This window comes from Bradyrhizobium sp. CCBAU 051011 (assembly GCF_009930815.1).
Taxonomy (GTDB): domain Bacteria; phylum Pseudomonadota; class Alphaproteobacteria; order Rhizobiales; family Xanthobacteraceae; genus Bradyrhizobium.
The window spans coordinates 901,167-921,283 of record NZ_CP022222.1; the positions used below are offsets into that span (position 1 = coordinate 901,167).

14 protein-coding genes and 2 pseudogenes are annotated in these 20,117 nt (G+C 62.6%); 7 read left to right on the plus strand and 9 right to left on the minus strand.

Annotation, left to right across the window (positions count from 1 at the left end):
• Nucleotides 1–442 precede the first annotated feature (442 nt).
• From ACH79_RS04375 to ACH79_RS04385, 3 genes are all read left to right on the plus strand, one after another.
• Nucleotides 443–1,912 (plus strand): hypothetical protein, encoded by a 1,470-nt coding sequence (locus tag ACH79_RS04375; RefSeq protein WP_161849929.1) that lies wholly within the window; start codon nt 443–445, stop codon nt 1,910–1,912.
• A gap of 247 nt (nt 1,913–2,159) precedes the next feature.
• Nucleotides 2,160–4,019 carry an ethylbenzene dehydrogenase-related protein gene (locus ACH79_RS04380; protein ID WP_161849930.1) on the plus strand — a complete coding sequence of 620 codons (1,860 nt, stop codon included), beginning with the start codon at nt 2,160–2,162 and terminating at the stop codon, nt 4,017–4,019.
• Nucleotides 4,020–5,108, plus strand: a complete 1,089-nt coding sequence (locus tag ACH79_RS04385; protein ID WP_161849931.1) for a 2Fe-2S iron-sulfur cluster-binding protein — start codon at nt 4,020–4,022, stop codon at nt 5,106–5,108. It abuts the gene before it with no gap.
• 15 nt (nt 5,109–5,123) lie between these two features.
• Here the strand turns inward: ACH79_RS04385 and ACH79_RS04390 are convergent, their stop codons facing one another.
• Nucleotides 5,124–6,158, minus strand: a complete 1,035-nt coding sequence (locus ACH79_RS04390; protein WP_161849932.1) for a glutathione S-transferase family protein — start codon at nt 6,156–6,158, stop codon at nt 5,124–5,126.
• Nucleotides 6,159–6,247: 89 nt separating this feature from the next.
• The gene (locus ACH79_RS04395) at nt 6,248–7,054 is read right to left on the minus strand and encodes an MBL fold metallo-hydrolase (RefSeq protein WP_161849933.1); all 807 of its coding nucleotides are present in this window, start codon (nt 7,052–7,054) and stop codon (nt 6,248–6,250) included.
• Between the two features lie 266 nt (nt 7,055–7,320).
• Here ACH79_RS04395 and ACH79_RS04400 point away from each other — a divergent pair.
• Nucleotides 7,321–7,822, plus strand: a pseudogene (locus tag ACH79_RS04400) (adenylate/guanylate cyclase domain-containing protein); the annotation flags it as partial.
• Nucleotides 7,823–8,338: 516 nt separating this feature from the next.
• Here ACH79_RS04400 and ggt read toward each other — a convergent pair.
• Together ggt and ACH79_RS04410 are read right to left on the minus strand one after the other, a co-directional pair.
• Nucleotides 8,339–9,961 carry a gamma-glutamyltransferase gene (ggt, locus tag ACH79_RS04405; protein ID WP_161849934.1) on the minus strand — a complete coding sequence of 541 codons (1,623 nt, stop codon included), beginning with the start codon at nt 9,959–9,961 and terminating at the stop codon, nt 8,339–8,341.
• Between the two features lie 43 nt (nt 9,962–10,004).
• A pseudogene (locus ACH79_RS04410) lies at nt 10,005–11,979 on the minus strand (primary-amine oxidase).
• 101 nt (nt 11,980–12,080) lie between these two features.
• On the opposite strand from ACH79_RS04410, the gene ACH79_RS04415 reads away from it, so the two are divergent.
• Entirely contained in the window at nt 12,081–13,061 is a 981-nt protein-coding gene (locus ACH79_RS04415; protein ID WP_161849935.1) for a helix-turn-helix domain-containing protein, read from the plus strand.
• Here the strand turns inward: ACH79_RS04415 and ACH79_RS04420 are convergent.
• The 5 genes from ACH79_RS04420 to ACH79_RS04440 all read right to left on the minus strand — a co-directional run bounded on the left by ACH79_RS04420 (nt 13,058) and on the right by ACH79_RS04440 (nt 18,628).
• On the minus strand, nt 13,058–14,074 hold the full coding sequence (locus ACH79_RS04420; protein ID WP_161856204.1) for an NAD-dependent epimerase: 1,017 nt from the start codon (nt 14,072–14,074) through the stop codon (nt 13,058–13,060). The two genes, ACH79_RS04415 and ACH79_RS04420, sit on opposite strands and share 4 nt — an antisense overlap.
• A gap of 51 nt (nt 14,075–14,125) precedes the next feature.
• Nucleotides 14,126–15,445, minus strand: coding sequence for a UDP-glucose/GDP-mannose dehydrogenase family protein (locus ACH79_RS04425; RefSeq protein WP_161849936.1), 1,320 nt, complete (start codon nt 15,443–15,445; stop codon nt 14,126–14,128).
• A gap of 67 nt (nt 15,446–15,512) precedes the next feature.
• Complete coding sequence (locus ACH79_RS04430) at nt 15,513–16,301, minus strand: FkbM family methyltransferase (protein WP_161849937.1); 789 nt, start codon at nt 16,299–16,301, stop codon at nt 15,513–15,515.
• An 87-nt stretch (nt 16,302–16,388) separates the two neighbouring features.
• Complete coding sequence (locus ACH79_RS04435) at nt 16,389–17,822, minus strand: mannose-1-phosphate guanylyltransferase/mannose-6-phosphate isomerase (protein ID WP_161856205.1); 1,434 nt, start codon at nt 17,820–17,822, stop codon at nt 16,389–16,391.
• Between the two features lie 41 nt (nt 17,823–17,863).
• Nucleotides 17,864–18,628, minus strand: coding sequence for a sugar transferase (locus ACH79_RS04440; protein ID WP_161849938.1), 765 nt, complete (start codon nt 18,626–18,628; stop codon nt 17,864–17,866).
• A 536-nt stretch (nt 18,629–19,164) separates the two neighbouring features.
• On the opposite strand from ACH79_RS04440, the gene ACH79_RS04445 reads away from it, so the two are divergent.
• Entirely contained in the window at nt 19,165–19,308 is a 144-nt protein-coding gene (locus tag ACH79_RS04445) for a hypothetical protein (RefSeq protein ID WP_161849939.1), read from the plus strand.
• 165 nt (nt 19,309–19,473) lie between these two features.
• Entirely contained in the window at nt 19,474–20,106 is a 633-nt protein-coding gene (locus tag ACH79_RS04450; protein ID WP_246738417.1) for a metallophosphoesterase, read from the plus strand.
• The last annotated feature ends 11 nt before the right edge of the window (nt 20,107–20,117 follow it).

Consider the following 20,117-nt stretch of genomic DNA (forward strand, 5'->3'; position numbering starts at 1 on the left):
CCCTTCGACCCGCGCAACCGCTAGGTCTCCCTGCCCGTCTCCTTGACGCGTGATGCGGACCATTTTTCGGCGAGAATGCGACGAACACCGATAGTTCGAGTTCGTGCTTGGGTAGAACGATGGCAAAGGCTTCTTCGCGCTCTTCAGGCGCGCACGCGGGCTCGCACGATTCCGGCGCGGAAGGGCCGAGGCCTCGAACTGTCGCAAAGGGCGCGGAAAGCGTTGCTTTATCCCCGTCTCGCGCGCGCCTGCTTCGCCGTTTTTCGGCGCGGCGCGCGTCATGGATTCGTCCGTCTATAACCTTGCTTCGGCGCTCATTGGTCGCCGTCTCGGCCGAATGACGCCACGAAGCTCAACGATCCTTCACCGTGCGCACATCCCGCTCCTGGCGGGTGCCTGCGCCCATACGTCATGAATTCGACTGGACGACTGGGGACGAACAATGGCTCGCTTCGAAGGACATCAACCCGACGTTGATCTCGATCTCCCGATCGATGACGTCACCAGTCCGCCAGTCGCTCCGACTTCTCCGTCCCCGACGCTGCCCGAAGAAACGGCGCCGGCCAACCCAACCATGGCTCGACCTGTCGGTTCGAGTTTCTCGGACCTCAGCGCCACCTTCAATGGCATGGCTCGGCAGCCGATGGATGCCCCGCGGCAAAGCGCCATCGACGACGGCGGACAGGGAGTTAGCAACGTTGCACTCCACACCAACAATCTCACAACGGTGCAGAACAATCTGCTGGCCGAGCTCAATACAGGGCAGTTTTCCGGCGCCGCGCTCGGCCATGTCCAGGCGGTCCTGTCCGACATCACCAGCGCCATTTCGGCGGCCAACGCCGCGGTGGGCGCCGCAGGCTCGCCCGGTAACGCCGCCGCAGCAGCACAGACGCTTCGCGCCAGCCAGCTCAGCATCATCAACGCCGTCAATACCGATCCTGTGCTGGCAAATCCGGCGCCGACCGAGCCTCCGGCGGCCGCCGCGCCCCACAATCTCGCGGAGATCGGCGAGATGTTCGACAACGTGGCCAGTCAGATCCTCGGCGGGGTCAATGATGCCAACCGAACCGAGATCACCGATGACATCAACGCGGTGATAGCCGACATGCAGGCGCTGATGGCCGCCAGCCCGGAATTGTTCGAGGGGCTGACCGGCGTCCATGCCGACGCGATCGTACAGCAGCTGCAGCTCGAACTCGCTTATATCAATGACCCCACGATAAGCCCCGCTGCGGCACAGGCCAGCGCCGACAACATCCTCGACATCATCGATATCGTTCAGGGCGACGCCAACCTGGCCGATATGGCGACGCAGGGCGGCGTCAGCGGCTTCTCGCCGCTTGCGGATGCCACCCCGCCCGCTCCGAAATTTCTCGACAACGACGTGCAGACCGTGTTCGTCGCCGATTTCATTGCGCAGTCCAATTCGCTTGGAAAGCAGGCGATCGAGCTCGTGGGCAGCCAGGACGCCGAAGCCATCGCCGCGCTGATCGGCGATCTCAAGGCGTTCGAGAAGAGCGTCACCGAATTCGACGCTGCCGCGGGCGGCACGCTCGGCGGCGAGATTGCCGCGATGATCAAGGGATTGCAGACCGGAAACGCCGCGCTGGTCACGGCGGCGGCGGATCAGATGCATGGCAACGCTGCCGATCTCGGCGGCCACAATGTCCCCGTGACCGGAGGCACCTTCAACACGGACGGTGTCACGGTCGCCGAGGTGCTGGGGACATCGGTCGCGGAGACGCCGGCCATCACAGAGACGACGACGGCGCCGGCCGTACAAAAGGCTGCGGCTCCCGCTATCAGCGTCGAGCCGGTGACGTTGGCTACCGCCGACGTCGCCGCGCCGGTCGTCGACCACGACCATTCGCCAGCGCCCGACTTGGCGCATTTATATCACATGTGGGGATAGCGGCGCGGCGCGGCCTCCAGCGCTCCCGATCGTTCCGGGGACGCTGGAGGCCGATACATCAGGAGAACGCGTTCGCCTATCCGGCTCACGCGGCGGGCGCATAAGGGCATTGTTCGTCGGCCTGCATGTCAAAGGACGATCCAAACGAGGGTCTCGCCAACAAGAGACCACCATCAATAGGGCAGCGACATCAGCGGTTGAATCGACGCGGGTTGCTGCTTCGGAAGTGAAGTAGCGGGGCGTATGCGTGAGGCAGCGTAAGACGGACTATGGGACCATTATTCTACACTGGACGTTCGTGGCAGCCTTCGCCGTTGCGCTCGTTACCGGTCTGCGTATTGCTACCGAAACGCCCGACCGGACCTGGCTCAACTGGTTCGACGCCGTACTGCCGCGCGACAGCGTATGGATCGCCCACATGCAGGCAGCCGTCGTCCTGGTCGCCGTGGCGATCGGCTACATCGTCTACATGGTCCGCTCCGGCCTCGGACGCCGTGTCCAGCTCGACAAGGTCCGGCTTCGCGGCTTGTTCGGCCGCGGACAGGCCAGGTTGAGCGCCGTGATCGCCCTGATGTACTGGATTTTCTTCGTCACGATGTCCGGACTGCTGATCAGCGGCGGCGCGCTCTATTTCGGTTTCTACTCCGGCTATGACGTGGCGATGCTGCACTGGGTGGGGACCTGGGTGATCCTCGCCTTTGTCGTCCTGCATGTCTTGACCCAACTCAAGAGCGGCGGCGCTGCGCAACTGCTCCGCATTTTTCGTCCCGCTCCCCTGCCCGCGCCGCCGCCGCGGCTCGATGCCGTCGAGCTCTTGGGGATGCTGGCCGAACAGTCGGCGCGCCTGCCGGATTCCGAAAAGGCTGATTCGCCCGAGGTCTCATCTCATCCGCTGCAGCCGCGCGCCGAGGCGCGCCGCGATCAAAGCGAGCCGGCGCCGCAAGCAGCACGACCGCGAAACCCAACGCTGCAGGCCAATGCCTTCGTCGTCGCGGTCGCCGCTGCGATCACCGGCGCTTCGCTGCTCGTGGCGACCGATCGGCTGGCGGTGGATAGCGTGCACATCCGCCGCATCAATCCCGCCGACGCGCCGAGCCTCGACGGCGACACCTCCGATCGCGCCTGGCGCGGCGTCAAGCCGTTCTCGCTACTTACCGGAGAAGGCGGAAATTTCGACGGCAAGGGCGAGGCCAGGATCGAGATCCGCGCCGTGCACGACGGCACCTATGCGTATTTCCTTTTCACCTGGCAGGATTCGACGCGTTCGCTAAAACACCTGCCGCTCGTCAAGGAAGCCGACGGATGGCACCTGCTTCATTCCGGCTTTCAACTCGGCGACGAGCATCAATACAACGAGGACAAGTTTTCGGTGCTGCTGACCACCTCGGATGTCACGCTGGCCGGCGGCCGGACCTTTCATCCAGGGCCGCAGCCGGTCGCCGGCGCGCCGGCCACCATGAGCGGCCGCGGACTGCATTACACGGATGTCGGCTATGCCGATGTCTGGCAGTGGAAAGCGACGAGCGGCGCGGGCGGATGGATGGACGATGCCCATTTCGGGCCTCCGCTGAATCCGACGCCGATGCAGGCGGCGAATGTCGTTCCGTACAAAGGCGGCTTCGCGCCGGATCCGGGAGCGGCAAACTACCGCGACAATTTCACCGTCGAGGCCGACACGTCAGGCGGTCCGCGTCGCAGCCGCCTGATCGCCCCGCTGCGCCTGCCCAAAGCCGTTGCCGACACGACCGCCGCGATGGGAGACATCGACCTCGATCCCAATCATGGCGAAAGCGACGGCGCACGCTGGTTCATGACCGAGCAGGATTCGGTGCCCTATTCGACCGCCATCGACGCCCGCATCCCGATCGGGACGGTGATCCCGGGCGTCATTCTGAACGGCGAATTTTCAGGCGACCGCGCCGACATCAGAGCCACAGCCCGCTGGGCTTCGGGCCATTGGGCTCTTGAGGTCAAGCGCCGGCTCGACACCACAAGCCAATTCGACGTGCCGATCAAAACCGGCGTCTTCATGCGGGTCGCCGCATTCGACCATAGCCAGATCAGACATACGCGGCACGTCCGTCCAATTCGTATCGAGGTGGAATAAATGTCAAAGATTTGCAAGGTCACGATCAACAACGAGCCGTTTCTGGCAAATCGCGGCGAGCTTCTGCTTGATTGGGCGTTGATGAACGGCGTCGATCTTCCGCACGATTGCCGCTCCGGAATCTGCGGCGCCTGCCGCGTGCGGAAGGTCGACGGCCAGGTGTTCGGCGGCCATAGCCCGGGCGACGACATGATTCATGCCTGCCAGGCCCGGATCGTTTCCGATCTCGAGATTGCGATCGAGGCCGCGCCCGAACCGGTGGCGCTGTCGGCGGAAGTGGCGCAGACCGTTCAGCTCGCCCCCGACGTGGTGGGCGTCGACATCGAGCTGCCGAAGCCGCTCGACTATCTTCCCGGTCAGTATTGCAAGCTGCAGTTTCAGGGATTCCCGGTAAGGTCCTATAGCCCGACCTTTCCGTTGGAAGGCGCTCCCCACAATCACCTGCTGCACTTTCACATCCGGAAGGTCACGGACGGGCTGGTGTCTTCGGCACTCGGGCACGACATACGCCCCGGGCACCGCGTCAAGCTGACCGGACCGTACGGCCGCGCCTTCTTCAGGAAAGACCACACTGGGCGCATCGTTCTCGTCGCCAGCGGCACCGGCTTTGCTCCGATGTGGTCGGTCGCGGTCGCCGCGATCATGGAGCAGCCGCAGCGTGAAATGGTCTTCATTGTACAGGCCCGCAGCATCCGCTCGCTCTACATGCACGCGGCGCTGTGCCGGCTGGCGCTGTTTCCCAATGTCACGCTGATTCCGATGGTGTCGGAGCCGCAGAAAATCTCGCACGCCATTCAAAGCGGCCGGCCGACCGATCATTTGCCGAAGCTCACGCCTGATGACGTGGTCTATACCGCGGGCGCGCCGGCGATGACCGATGCCGTGGCGCGGATCGCAAAGGCCGCGGGCGCCCGATGCTACACCGACCCGTTCGTGCAGGAGGCGCGGACTGTGGAACAGGCAGGCCTGATGTCGCGCCTCACCGGCTGGCTCAGCGAGCCCAAGAGCGGATCTGCCCCGCTGCAACCGGCGCAGCGGGCAGCGCCGATGCCGCGAGGCGTGGCCGCGGTCGGAGCCGGCAACCGCTAGCCAGCCGCGCCAAAATCACGCCGCGGGAGACAGCAACCGCTCGCATCCCGTTCCCGCGATGATCGACGACACCGCCTGCCGCGCGGCGCCGTCGAGCTTGGCGTATTCCTCGCCGATCCACTTGATACATTTGGCCTGATACGGGAACGGCTCCTGTACCCATGGCAGGCCGTCCACTTCGGTCTCGACCGTTTTCGCGCCCTGCATCACCGCCTTGGCATTTGCCAGCATCACCGGGACATAGACCCGGCCCATTTCGACAAACAGGTCCTTCAGCGTCGCTGGAATGGCGTCGCGCGATATCCAGTCGGCCTCAGTGGGTTCGACGCCGGAGAGATCTTCCAGCACTTCGGTCCAGGCAAACAGGCGCGGCGCTTCGTTGAGCGTGATCGCGGTCGGCGTCGGATCGAAACGCGCCAGTTGGGTCAACTGGCCATAGGCCGCGAAGTCCGACGTGCCCGGCCGCGCGCCCATGAGGAACGGCTGATATTCCAAATGGCGTTTCATGGCGCCGAGATAGCGGCGAAAGCTCGCCTCGATGACGGGCGCGGTGATGTCGTTCGAGCCGACCACGTAGAGACGCGAGATCTGCCGGTCCTTGATGAAGGCCTTCATCGGCGCAAGCACAGCTTCGGTCATCGGCTTCACTGACCAGCGCGGCAATATTTCCCCGGCCTGATCCGCATCTTGAGGAAAATGCCAGCGATAGTGAAACATCGCCTTGGTGAGCCATTCGTCGGCAAAATCCTCGAGCAGATAGTCGAGGAAGGCGATCGCCGGGTCTGACGGGACGAGCTTGCGATCCGGATAGTCGCGCTCGAAGCGGCGCAGCAGCGGCGTCGAATCGACGACGGCTTCGACCGAACCATCGGCCTTGGTGAAATAGAACGTCGGAAGCAGTTGCGGTTTTGGCTTGGGCAGATCGGTCGGCGTGCGGTGCGAACCGACCAGAAGACGATAGGGAATACGGCGATAGCGCAGCGCCGCCAACATCTTGCGCGTATAGGGCGAACCGGGCGCTCCCAGCAGAAGCAAAGGCTGCGATGACATCGTGCTTCCCCCCGTTTCTTGTTTGGCATCGATACTGCCAACAACAGGACCGGAGGAGAAGCCATAAGGATGGGATTGACCGGCCGTTTTCAGCCGGAGATCGCTGCGACATACCGCTGGACGGACATTTCGAACACAGCCTTGGCGTTGCCTTCGATGTTGCGGCCCCACCACGCACCATAGATGCGATCGAACGCCAGCGGCTCGACCGCTCGCGCGATCCGGCGTACCGCTGTGGCGTTGAGCGGAATGTAGTTCGGATAGCTGTACATGAAGCTGAGAGAGCGGCGGTCCATCGCCACCATCGCGACATCGCCGGTTAGCAGCGCGCCCTTCCCTTGCGCGCCCGCGCGCCAGTGCAGGATCGTGCCGCCTGCAAAATGTCCACCGGTCCGCACCAGCAGGATGTCGTCCGAAATCCGATGGCTGTCGCCGGTCCATGGCACGATGGCGGAATGCGGCCGCGTGACGAAGGCGCGATCGTCGCCATGCAGATAAATCGGCACGCCGCCGAACGCCTCGCTCCAGTCGGCGACCGCGCCATAGTAATGCGGATGCGAAACGGCAATCGCCTTCAGGCCACCGAGCGAACGGACGTATTCGATGGCTTCCCCTGTAGCCAGCGGCACGCAATCCCACATCAGGCAGCCATCGGCCTCACGCACCAGCAGCGCGCGCTGCCCGATCGCGAAACCCGGCTGCATGCTGATGCCGGGAATGCCGAGATCGTCACGCCAGACGAGCTTGTAACGTTTCGCCAATTTCTCGCGGGTGATCCACGTCTGGCCCTTCCAGTTTACATACTGCCGATCGTCCTCACAGACTGGGCACGCGGCCGGCGGCTCAGCGGTTTCGGGAAACTGGGCGCCACATTGTTCGCAGGTCCATAGCGGCATCGGCGTCACTCCTGTCCGGAGGAGTGGTAGCGCAGAATGGGAGGGCCGGCCAACGACCAGCCATGGATGGCTGCTAATACTGATCGCCGCCCCATCGCTGCCAGGCCCGAACCGCCGGGCGGATCTTAACGTTGTGGGAAGTTTGGGTATTGCGGCTTGGATAGACGGCGGATAGGCTTCCCTTGACGCCGACCGGATTGTGATCGTCCCGGTTGTCCTAGCCTGGGAGCAATCGGTTGCGACCGTTTTGAGCGGGATACCACCTCATGAGGCGCAAGATCGCCGCAATTCTGGTAGCCCACATCGCCGACTACGGCAGGTTGGTCGCCGATGACGAAGAAGAGACGCTGCGGCGAATGGCGTCCTATCGATCCACCACCGACGATCTCATTGCGATAGCTGGCGGCCGCATCTTCAATGCCGCGGGCGATGCATTTCTTGCCGAATTCCCCAGTGCCGTCGAAGCGGTACGCTGCGCCATCGATATCCAGGAAAGCTTGCGCACGCGGAACCTCGCTTATCCGGACAGCCGGCAGATGAGCTACCGCGTCGGCATTGGCATCGGAGACGTGGTTGAGCGCGAGGGCGATCTGCTCGGCGATGGCGTCAATATCGCCGCACGCCTGGAAGGACTGGCCGAAGCTGGCGGCATCTGTATTTCACGCGCGGTGTACGAACAGGTGACCAACAAGCTGTCCGCGCGATTTGTCGACATCGGCGCACGGAAAGTGAAGAATATTCCGGAGCCGGTTCACGCCTACCTTGTGGTGACGTGGGACGATGGCCATACTTTTGGGAAGCCGCAGGTGACCGCCACGCCGGCAAGCGCAAGATCGGCCAAGAAATGGCTTTCGGTCGCACTCATCGGCGCCATCGCGCTATGCACTGCGGCTCTTGCCGTCTTTCATGCAACCCAGAGGCCCGACGGCAAGGCTTCATCGAATTCAACTGCTGCCGTAACACCGCCGCCGGCGCCGACGACCCCACCACCGGCGGCGACTCCGCCTCCGGCATCGTCAACGCCCATCCCAACCATCCGTCGCGCCAGTTCAGCTACAAACGAGTCGGATGCCACGAAGCGTTCCCTTCAATCCTGCCAGAGTCTTGCGGCTCAACGCGGTTGGGGAAACAATGAAACGCCCGGAAAGACAGCCTTTATCACCGCATGCATGAAGGGCGATCTTAATTGAGATCGAAGCCTGCATTCGCGTTCCGTCCAATGGCTGTGCCCGATCTCGCTAGGTAGCCGGGCGCTTTCTGACGGAGCGGGCGTTCATCTCTGATCTAATACCCGATCGCCGCGCCATCGCTGCGCGGATCAGAGCCGCCGCTCAGCATGCCGTTTCGCTGATCGATCGTGATGCCGTGCGCATGACCGGCCATTTCGTTCCAGGCATGCCATCGATTGATCGCGTGGCCGCGTCGCGCGAGCGCGTCGATTGTCCCTTCGGGAAAGCGGCCCTCGATATGCAGGGTGTCGCGCGCCTCGCCGAGCGCGAAGCGGCCGGAAAGGAACCGCGGCGCCTCGATCGCTTCCTGGATGTCGAGACCGAAATCGATCATGGCCGCATAGAGCTGCAGCTGGATTTGCGGCTGGCCGTCCGCGCCCATGCAGCCGAGCACGCTCCAGAGCTTGCCGTCGCGCTTGGCCATCGAGGCAATCAGCGTGTGCAGCGGGATCTTGCCGGGTTCGAGGCGATTGGGGTGGTTGCGATCCAGCGAGAAATACGCGCCGCGATTTTGCAGGATGACGCCGGACTTTCCCGCAACCACGCAGGCGCCGAATGCGCCATACAGGCTTTGAATCAGCGACGCCGCATTGCCGTGGCGATCGACGGCGGCGATATAGACGGTATCGCCGGACAGGCTGCCGAAGGACGGCACCATGTCCCATCTCAATGCCGACCTCCCGTCGATTAGCCGGCCACGCAGGTGCGCGTATTCCTTCGATATCAGCCGCTCGACAGGCACCTCGGCAAAGGAGGGATCGGCAAGCACCTGATCGCGGTCGTGATAGGCGATCTGCTTGGCCTGCACCAGGAGATGCACGTGATCGGGCCCGAGGAAATCCTTTCGGTGCAGTTCGTACGGCTCGACGAGGTTGAGCATTTCGAGCACGGTAAAACCCTGCGTCGGCGGCGGCGTGTTGAAGATGGTGACGTCGCGGTAGCGGCCAACCAGCGGCGCACCCCAAACGGCCTTTTGCCGGCCGAAATCGGCGAGCCGGAACAAACCACCCTTCTCCTCCGAAAAGCGCGACATCTCGGCGGCAACCGGCCCCTCGTAAAAGCCCTGCCAGCCATCTTCCGCGATCGATTGAAGCGTGCGGGCAAGGTTTGCATTGGTGAGCTTCGTCCCCGGCGGCGCGGCCGCGTCTTGCGGAAAGAACAGCGCGGCGGCTTCGCAATCACCCAGCAGATCATCGCGCATCATCTCGATGAAGCTGGCGAGGCGGCCGGTGACCGGAAAACCATCGCCAGCATAGCCGATGGCGCTCTCGAGCACGCGCCGGAGCGGCAATCGCCCATAGCCCTCATGCGCCTCGGTCCAGCTCGCCACCGCGCCCGGCACCGTCAGCGTCGCGGGTACGATTCCCCGCAGCGGGATTTCCTGCAATCCCCGTCGCTCGATTGACGAAAGCGCAGCCTCCGCTGCCGCCTTGCCACCCCCGTTGAGATAACGAATCTCGCCGCTGGCGCCATCGTGGATGAGCCAGAACGCGTCGCCACCAAGACCGGTCATGTGCGGATAGACCACCGCGAGCACCGCGCTGGCCGCAATCGCGGCATCGATCGCAGAACCACCGGCGCGAAGCACGTCAAGGCCGGCCGCAGAGGCGAGCGAATGCGGCGACGTCACCATGCCGTTTGACGCCAGTGTGACGGGCCGGCCGGTCCGAATATCCAAATTCAAGCTCCTGCTTGGTGAAATGAAGCGAACTCGCGGACTGTCAGCCGCAGCACGAATCCTTGTCTCTGTTGTCGCGGCTGGCGCTATTGCGATCCGGCGGCAGGTCCATCGCCGGATTCTCGGCAAAGAAGCCGTTCGGCTTCAAGGTGAAGCCGACATATTCGACCGGCATCACCGGGAAATCCTCCGGCCTGCAGACATGCGTCGCGCCAAAGGAGTGCCAGACCACGATGTCCTCGTTTTCGATGGCGCGGTTCTGGGCAATATATTTCGGCAGACCGTCGCCGCCGGCATGCTGGTTCGGGAATTCACCGCTCGCGTAGCGCTCGTCGGGCGCGTAACGGGTCACCCAGACATGCTTGGTGGCAAAACCGCCGCGCGAGGTCATGTAGCAGCCCTCCTGCGCCAGCATCGCGGGCGCGCTGTGCGCTACGAGCTTATACGCGGTCGGGCCACCGACGCTGTTCGTTTTGTTGGGATTGGCGATCTTCCAGTAGCGGCCGGTCCGGCCGTCGGCCTCGCGGGCCGCGTCGCGCTCGCGCGAGAGCGTCCGGGCGGTGACGTCAAACACGTTGCCGTAGGGATTATCCGTGCCCCATGGCCGCGGGCGAAATTCGTGTTCGGTGACGGTGTTGCCGTCACCGTCGAGCATCATGTGCAGGCGGGCATTGAAGAAGTGCTGGTGGGTCGGGCCGCCGAGATTCTCGGCGACCATGCCGCCCCACGGGTAGTCCTTGCCCGAGGCGATCGCCGCGGTCTGGATGATGCCCGTCAGCTTGACTTCGAGCTGGATGGTGCCGTCCTGATAAAAATACCAGAAGAAGCCGTAGTCGTAATTTCCCACGGTCGTGAAGAAGGAGATGACGAGGCGGCGATCGGCGGACCTCAAACGTCTCGTTGCGGAATTCGTAATGCTTCCAGAGGATCCCATAATCCTCTTCGTGCAGGCAGATCGCATTCTTCATAACGCTGGGCTTGCCGTAGTCGTCGGCAACCGGCACATCGAAATAGTGGATGTGGCCGAGGCAATCGCAGCCGAGTTCGAGCGCATTGGCGAGCTTGCCCAGCCCATACTCGCCGGCATCGAAGGCGCATTTCCAGAAATGGTTCGCGGTCGGATCGGCATAAGGCACGATCATGTCGGTAACGCTCGCGCGATAGATGATCGGCCGCTCCCGCCCGCCATCGCGGAAGGCGATCTGATGCAGTACGAGGCCTTCGCGCGCGGTCCACCCGACGCGGAACGACCAGTTCTGCCAACTGACCTTCCAGCCATCGATCGTAAAGCTCGGGCCCTCCTTCTGCACGACGTCCAGCGGCTTGAGGTCCTTTCGCGTTTGCGGGATCGACGCCCGGTCGTAGTTGCGCGACTTCTTCGGGATCGGAATGATGTCGGGTTCGTCGACCAGATGGACGATCCTGTTCTCGATCAGGTCGACCAGTGCCACCACGCCTTCGATCGGATGGGCGTAGCCATTGTCCTTGAGATCCCTGCGCCAATAAGAGACGGCGCTGACGAGACGTCGGCCTTTCTCCACCTCGCGGTCAAAATAGCCAGCCGAGAACGGATCGACCTGAACCAGCTCGATGTCCTCATCCTTCAGGCCGCGCCGCTTCATCGCCCGGCGCCAGTCCGCGTCGGCCTTGACTATGTCGCCGACCTTGAACACTTCCTCGATGGTGATCGGCGGCTGGCCATAAGGATGGGCCCTGGTCGAATATTCGCGCCACGCCGTTACGGACTTTGATTCAAGGTCCACCGTGGCGACATGCGTCGCGCCGGTCTTGCAGTCGAACAGGGTGGCGGCGGCCCGCCGTGGCAGCCCGGCCGCCGGTTTCCATCCGAGAACGTCTGATTTGGCCGGCTCCTCGAGTTGCACATGGGTAAATCGCGCATCCGGGCCGAGCTTCTTGACCCGTTGCAATATGTCTGACGCCAGCGCGACCTCGGCCTCGCTGAGGGGATCGAGCGGATGAACGGCGTCTGCCAGGGCGGAAGGTTTTGTACGTGCCATATCGGACCGAATGTATGGGGGTTCGGATGCAGGCTAGGCCACTCCGGGCCGGGCGTCTTGAATGAGCCTGCCACCTCTGGCCCTTGCCAGACCCACCGCTCATGGGCGACGCTGCGGCGCCACACAGGGAAACCACCCGCGCGATGCCGATCAGCGTCTCCACCGACCCGATCCGTCCGACCGAACGGACGGCTTATTGGACCGAAGCGATCTGCCGGTCGTTCGCCCATGTCGAGACCAGGCCGCTCGGCTCCGCCGTGGTCAGCGGCCATTTCGAATTCGTCGAGATCGGCGGAGCGAAGCTCGTCCGTTTCGACAGCAGCCCGCAATGCTACACCCGCGATGCCAGGCTGGTGAGCCGGGCCGGCTCGGACGAATTCATGTTCGACTTTCAGCGGCGCGGCCGAAGCTCGATGGTGCAGGCCGGAAACGAAGGCACCATCGATCCCGGATACGGCGTGCTCTACGATGCGCGGCGCCCGTTCGAGGATCGGCTGTTCGGCTCCGAACAGCGCGTGGAGCTGCTGATCGCGACCGTCCCCGCCGCCTCGCTGTTGCGGTCTGTCCCCAGGGCGGAGCGGTTCTGCGCCAGGCCGGTGCCGCTATCCGGGACGGTGGCACGTTCGATTGCCGCGCTGTTTCGCGACGCGATCTCCTTATCCGATGCGCCGGCGCGACAGAGCGAGCCCGATATCGTTGCCTATCTGTCGGCCCTGCTCCGTCTCGCCGCCGGCGCCAGCCATGAACTGTCCCGGCCCGACCTGTTCGGCCTGATCGATATCTATCTGAGAGCCAATATCGCCGCCATCCGGCCAGTGCCGGCGCTCGCTGCCGAATTCGGCATTTCCGAGCGGACGTTTCATCGGATCTTCGCCGACCGCGAGACCACGTTCGAACGGCACGTGCTTCATCTGCGCGCCGAACTGTTTCGGGACCTGCTGCGGCAGCCTTCGCTGGCCAGCGTTTCTATCGCGCGGCTTGCGCATCAGTGCGGCTTCGCCGACGCCGCCCATGCCACCCGCACGTTCAAGGACAGATTTGCCACCACGCCACGGGACTTCCGCACAAGCGAGACCGGCTAAGCCGCACAATAGCCGCGATACCAAGCTGCGAACTTCTGTATGCCATCCTCGATCGGGGTCGAGGGGCGAAAGCCGACGTCACGCACGAGATCATCGACATCGGCATAGGTCGTCGGCACGTCGCCCGGTTGCATCGGCAGCAATTCCTTTTTGGCCTTGCGCCCAAGCTCCTGCTCGAGGACATCGAGCACATGCAGCAACTGCTGCGGCTTGTTGTTGCCGACATTGTAGATGCGCCAGGGAGCGGCGCTCGATCCCGGGTCCAGGGCGCCGCCGAGGCTTAGCTGCCCGCCTTGCGGCGCGCGATCGATCAGGCGAACGAGCGCTTCCGTCACGTCATCGATGTAGGTGAAGTCGCGAAGCATCCGACCGCCATTGAACAACTTGACGGGGTCGCCGCGGACGATCGCGTCCGCGAACACGAACAGCGCCATGTCGGGCCGATACCACGGGCCGTATACCGTGAAGAATCGCAAGCCGGTGCACGGGATGCGGTAGAGATGGCTGTATGAATGGGCCATCAACTCGTTGGCCTTCTTGCTCGCGGCATAGAGGCTGATCGGGTGATCCACGTTGTCATGCACCGAGAACGGCAGCTTCCTGTTGGCGCCGTAGACGGATGACGAGGACGCGAACAGCAGATGACGGCAGCCATTGTGCCGGCATCCCTCCAGAACGTTCGCGAAGCCGACCAGATTGGCGTCGACATAGGCGTGCGGATCTCTCAGCGAGTATCGCACGCCTGCCTGCGCAGCCAGATGGATGACGACGGGAAACCGATGGCGCGCGAACAGCGCCGGTATCGCGACGCGATCCGCCACATCAAGCTCTTCGAACTGAAAGCGCGGATCGTTGCGGAGGATAGCGAGCCGGGCCGCCTTCAGTTGCGGATCGTAATATGAATTGAGGTTGTCGATCCCGACCACGCGGTGGCCGGACTGCAATAGCCGTTGCGCCACGTGGAATCCGATGAATCCCGCGCTCCCCGTTACCAGAATTGCCTGATCCGCAATCATCATATGCGTGTATCCTTAGTCAGCCGATGTCATGACGGCTCGTGTCCTTCAGTAGGCCACCGATTTCGGCCGCCCCACGCCGCAATACAGAAAGCCGTTCCGCTCCACTTCCTCCGGAGAGTAGATGTTGCGCAGATCGACGATGACGGGACAGGCCATGATGGCAGCCAACTCCCTGAAGTCCAGCGCCCGGAACTGCTCCCATTCCGTGACAATGACGAGCGCGTGACACCCCTTTGCGCAGCGATAGGCGCTATCGCAGAAAGTGACGTTCTCGAACACCTTCTTCGCCTGCTCCATGCCGACCGGATCGAACACCCGCACCTCGGCGCCCATGTCCTGCAGCGCGGTAATCAGCGGAATCGACGGCGCGTCGCGCATGTCGTCGGTCTCGGGCTTGAAGGTGACGCCGAGCACCGCAATGGATTTGCCGCGGATGTTGCCGCCGAACGCGTTCGCGACCTTGCGGGCCATCGCCCGCTTGCGCTGGTCGTTGACAGCGACCACCGTTTCCACGATCCGCAGCGGCGATTCGTTGTCCTGGCCGGTCTTGATCAGCGCCATCGCGTCCTTTGGAAAGCAGGAGCCGCCGAAGCCTGGCCCGGCGTGCAGGAATTTCTGGCCGATCCGGTTGTCGAGACCGATCCCGCGAGCGACTTCCTGCACATTGGCGCCGACCTTCTCGGCAAGGTCCGCGATCTCGTTGATGAAGGCGATCTTGGTGGCGAGGAAGGAGTTGGCGGCGTATTTAGTCAGCTCCGCGGTGCGGCGATCGGTATAGAGAATCGGGGAAGCGTTAAGGTGGAGCGGCCGGTACACCTCGGTCATCACGCTGCGGGCGCGCGCATCGTCCGTTCCGATGACAATCCGGTCGGGGTGCTTGAAGTCGCGGATCGCCGCCCCCTCACGCAGGAATTCGGGATTGGAAACGACGGCAACGGAGGCGGCCGGATTCTCTTCGCGGATGATACGCTCGACCTCGTCGCCCGTTCCAACCGGAACCGTCGATTTGGTGACCACCACCGCCCGATCGGGAAGCGCGCCCGCAATCTCGCGCGCTGCCGTGTAGACATAGGACAAATCGGCATGGCCGTCGCCGCGGCGCGACGGCGTGCCGACCGCGATGAACACCACTTCCGCTTGGTTGACCGCAGACTTCAGATCGCTCGCAAACGACAGGCGGCCCTGGGCGACATTTCGCGCCACCAGTTCGGCAAGTCCCGGCTCGTGAATTGGCATCTCTCCGTTGTTGAGGCTTGCTACTTTTTCCGCGTTGCTATCGATGCAGACGACTTGATGCCCAAAATCGGAAAAACAGGCGCCTGACACCAGCCCGACATAGCCGGCGCCAATCATTGCTATATGCATTATGGATCCTGTGTTACGCCGCGCGCGGCCCAACCGCGCGGACGGGAATGAGCGATGAAACGACGAGCTAGCTGCTCAATATCGATTCACCGTCGAGATGGCGGGGAAAGAAAAAGAAGTTGTTGACGTAGAACTGACCGTCCTTGCGACCGCCATCCGGTCGTAAGGCATCGGCATCCTGGAGCGTTCCCGGATCGAACGCCTCGACGTCAATCACCTCGTTGTCCTTCAGGAAGAACCCCCGATAGGATTTGCTGCGGAAGAATTCGAACACCGAGCGCGTCGCCGCGGCACGGTGGCGGTCTTCCGCCTCTACCAAAAATACCGGCTGGCAACGCTCCAGAAGTTCGACAGCGCCATTGAGGACGTTCAACTCATGGCCTTCGACGTCGATTTTCACGAACGCCACATCCCGACTAATCACCGCGTCGAGCCGCGCGATCGGCACGTGCGCGGAGACCATTCTGGCCGATGGCTCGGCCCGCGCTTCCAGAGAGGCAAGGCCATAGACCAGGCCGTCCTCGCCTTGCGGGATGAACAATTCAGCGTCGCCGTCATGATCAGACAGTGCGATCTCGTGGACGCTGACGTTCCGCGCCGAGGTCCGGCGCAGCAACCTCGCCATCTGCTGCGAAGGCTCGAAGGCATGGACCTGCCGGGAAAGGCGCGCCAGCCGCCGCGTGTAGAGGCCGCAGTTCGCGCCCACGTCGACCGTCACCGCGCCATCGGGAATGACCTTGTCGAGATAGGACAGTTCGCGCTCCGCCGATTTGGGACGCTTCATGAAATGCCACTGCAGCCATATCGACGGAAACGCGTCCTTCACCAGCTCTTTCACTTGCTGTTTTGCACTCATGGCCGCCTCCTTTGGTGTCGCGCGCATAGCCCTTGCTGCGGCGTGCGCCGTCCCCGATGCGGATGCTGCCACTCATCCGGCCGCGCCTCAGACGCGATCATAGATATCCTGCACGCGAACGATGTCGTCCTCGCCGAGATAGGTGCCCGACTGGACCTCGATCAGGTTGAGCGGAACCTTTCCGGGATTTTCCAGGCGATGCATGCACCCCAGGGGAACGAAGATCGACTCGTTCTCGCGCAGCAAGATTTCTTCGTCGTCGCGCGTGACGATCGCGGTACCGTTCACCACGACCCAGTGTTCGGCGCGGTGATAATGTTTTTGCAGCGACAGCTTGGCGCCAGGATTGACGGTGATGCGCTTGACCTGAAACCGCTCGCCGGCGTGGATCGACTGATAGTAGCCCCAAGGACGATGGACGCTGTGGGTCTGGGTTGCCGAACGATGACCGTTTGCCTTCAGGCGCTCGACCAATTTTCCGACATCCTGATCGCGCTTGCGGCTGGTCACCAGCACCACATCCGGTGAGGTGGCAATGACAAGGTCTTCGACCCCGAGCGCTGCGACCAGTTGTCCGTCGCCCCGGACGTAGCAACCCGACGCATCCTCCACGACCGCGTCACCGATGACGACGTTGCCTGATTGATCCTTGTCGGCCATCGACCACAGAGCTGACCAGCTCCCGACATCGCTCCAGTCGAACGTGGCGGGAACGACCACCGCGTTGTCGGTCTTTTCCATGATCGCATAGTCGATCGAGATCGCGGGGCAGGCCTCGAAGGCACGCTCGTCGAGGCGGAGAAAATCGAGGTCGCGGGTGGCGCCTGTCAAGGCCTTGCGGCAGGCGGCGAGGACTTCCGGCGCGCGATGCGCCAGTTCGTCGATGAACTGGCGCGCCGGCAGCAGAAATATCCCGCTGTTCCAGACATGCTCGTCGCACGCCAATAGGCGCTCGACCGTCACCAGATCCGGCTTCTCGACGAAGCCGGCGACGCTACGAATGGGAGACGCGGCATCCAGCTCATCGCCCATCCGGATATAGCCGAACCCGGTCGCCGCCGATGAAGGCCGAACGCCGAACAGGACGAAGCGGCCATAGCGCGCGGCGGTAATACCCGTCGAGATGGCAGCGCGGAACGCGGCGTGGTCGCGCACCCAGTGGTCGACCGGCATCGCCAGTATCACGGCGTCGGGGTCGGATTCGCTGGCAAGCAATGCCGCAATCGCCACGGCGGGCGCGGTGTTTCTGCCGAACGGTTCGAGCACGATGGATGGACGATCGACCCCGACCGCGCGCAACTGCTCGCCGATCGCAAAGCGGTGCTCGGCGTTTGCGATCACCATCGGATCGGCAAACAGCGAGCGATCCTCGATCCGCAACGCCGTTTGCTGCAGCAGGGTGTTTTCGCCGAGCAGCGAGAGCAATTGCTTGGGGTAGGTTTCGCGGGAGAGCGGCCATAGCCGCGAGCCGGCGCCACCTGACAGGAGAACGGGTACGATACGGCCGCGCGGCTCGATCATCGCCATTGCATGGTCCTTCGATGTTCTTGAGTGACGGGTGGTCAGAATCCGCTTCCCGACAGGAATTCCTTGCGGATCGTACGGATGATGATCATGACGTCCATGCGCAGCGACCACCTCTCGATGTAATCGAGATCGTAATCGATCCGCGAAACCGCGGGACCGAACTCGGCCGTGCTTCCCCTGCAGCCGCTGACCTGCGCGAGCCCGGTAATGCCCGGCCGCGCGGTGTGCCGCTGAAAATAATAGGGCACGAGGTCTTCATAAGGCAGATCCGCCGCCAGCATTCCCGGCACGTGCGGCCGCGGCCCGACCAGCGACATGTCGCCCTTGAGAACGTTGATCAATTGCGGAATTTCGTCGAGGCTGGTCTTTCGCAGAACTCTTCCCACTGCCGTCACGCGCGCGTCGCCCTGCACCGTCTGCTTTACGCCGCGGGCGTCGCCGGCATCGTTGCGCATCGTGCGGAACTTGTAGATCTTGAAGCGGCGGTTGCGATAGCCGTAGCGGTACTGAAAGAACAGCACCGGGCCACGCGACGTCGCCTTGATCGCCACCGCGATCGCGATCAGGAGCGGCGCGAAAAACAGCAATGCGACGCTTGCGGCGGTAACATCGAAGATGCGCTTTGCGATCGAGGATGACGGTTCGATCCGCGCGCGCTTGCGCGAACGCCGGCGCGCTCGATAGGCGCCAGACGTACCGCCGCCGGCAAATTCGACAGGACGGACCGATATCTGAGTTCGCTCTCTTCGAATCGGCGTGACGTTGTTCCGATCGAAGCTGGCTGTCACAATGGAGGCCATGAGTCTCCCTTCTGCTGGAACCGGACTGTGATCGAGCACCTCGGGGTGCTCGACAACGAGCGTGACGATTTCGCAGCAGCGAATGTCCGCACTTTGCAGTCGCTAACACTTTCCAGAATCTTGAACGAAATTTGGCGAGAACGCGAAAGCGATCCGCAGACGCACGGAACTGAATCGTTAATGAAGTTTGTGCGACGCGATATTCCGATTTGTTCGGAGACGCTTAGTGTCGAATTGCCTGGTTAATGACCTGCGCGTCGTTTGACGCTGCCATGCATAATCAAAAATCTCGGAACAAATTCCATTCTCCGATTCTCGACATTCAATCGAACAAACTCGCGATACTGCGCGGGCAACAAATCGCGGTCACGTCGTTGTTTTGCACGAGATTGTTCATCGAAAGCTGAAGCGATCGGCCACAGCCTGTCGAAAGACAGTGATTGAGGCGCAGGATGGTCGCCAGGCTTCGGGAGGAAACAGAGACGGCAGCGATTCGCGAGCCGTCCACTTCACGGAACCGTTCCGGGGAGGCGCCCATGATGGCCGAACGTCTGCATAGCCGCACGCTGGTGCAACACGACAGACTGTTGCCTGACCGCAAGCTCAGAAACCGTATCATTATCGGGAACACAATTGCGTGGGTGACGATCGCCATTCTTATTCGTCTGATCTTCTTCTAGACGCATCGACACACCGAGTCGTGGATTGACCGTCGCCCGGTTCCATGATCGACATCTTGCATCATGCACCGACCATTCGCGGCACCTTCGCGCTCTGTAACCGCTTCAGCGCCAGCCGGCACGCGCATCTATGCGGTCGGCGACGTCCACGGCCGAGCCGATCTATTGAGCGAGATCACGTCACGAATCGACGACGACATTAGGCGCAGGCCGATCGCACATACGATTGAGGTCTATCTCGGCGACTACATCGATCGCGGACCGGACTCCAGCACGGTGCTCGATTTGCTTGCGGTGCGCCTCGTTGCCAATCGTGCGGTGTGTCTGCGAGGCAACCACGAAGCTGTGATGGAAGGATTCCTTCAGGACCCGGCGATCCTGCCGTACTGGCTGCAATTGGGCGGCATGCAAACGCTTGCATCTTACGGCATCGAGTTGCGCGACGAGAACGAGACAGCCTTCAACTTACATCGCCACTTTGTTGACGCGTTTCCTCGTGAACACGAATTGGTGATGCGATGTTTACGCAATCAGTTCAGTTGCGGCGATTTCTTGTTCGTGCACGCCGGCATTCGCCCTGATGTCCCGATCGAGCATCAGGATCCCAATGACCTAATTTGGATTCGTGACGAGTTCCTCGACTCGACGCAGCGTCACGAAAGATTTGTCGTGCATGGTCATACACCGGTGCCGCATCCGGATATCAGGCCCAACCGAATCAACATCGACACTGCTGCATGGCGCACGGGAACTCTGACCTGTATTGCAATCGAAGGATCGACGATCCTGTTCTTGTGATCGCCGAACAC

Bases quoted from the DNA above. Each gene is read 5' to 3' on its own strand.
- ACH79_RS04435 (WP_161856205.1), bottom strand. From the start codon at position 17,822: ATGATCGAGCCGCGCGGCCGTATCGTACCCGTTCTCCTGTCAGGTGGC.
- ACH79_RS04385 (WP_161849931.1), top strand. From the start codon at position 4,020: ATGTCAAAGATTTGCAAGGTCACGATCAACAACGAGCCGTTTCTGGCA.
- ACH79_RS04440 (WP_161849938.1), bottom strand. From the start codon at position 18,628: ATGGCCTCCATTGTGACAGCCAGCTTCGATCGGAACAACGTCACGCCG.
- ACH79_RS04425 (WP_161849936.1), bottom strand. From the start codon at position 15,445: ATGCATATAGCAATGATTGGCGCCGGCTATGTCGGGCTGGTGTCAGGC.
- ACH79_RS04430 (WP_161849937.1), bottom strand. From the start codon at position 16,301: ATGAGTGCAAAACAGCAAGTGAAAGAGCTGGTGAAGGACGCGTTTCCG.
- ACH79_RS04415 (WP_161849935.1), top strand. From the start codon at position 12,081: ATGGGCGACGCTGCGGCGCCACACAGGGAAACCACCCGCGCGATGCCG.
- ACH79_RS04390 (WP_161849932.1), bottom strand. From the start codon at position 6,158: ATGTCATCGCAGCCTTTGCTTCTGCTGGGAGCGCCCGGTTCGCCCTAT.
- ACH79_RS04445 (WP_161849939.1), top strand. From the start codon at position 19,165: ATGATGGCCGAACGTCTGCATAGCCGCACGCTGGTGCAACACGACAGA.
- ACH79_RS04375 (WP_161849929.1), top strand. From the start codon at position 443: ATGGCTCGCTTCGAAGGACATCAACCCGACGTTGATCTCGATCTCCCG.
- ACH79_RS04395 (WP_161849933.1), bottom strand. From the start codon at position 7,054: ATGCCGCTATGGACCTGCGAACAATGTGGCGCCCAGTTTCCCGAAACC.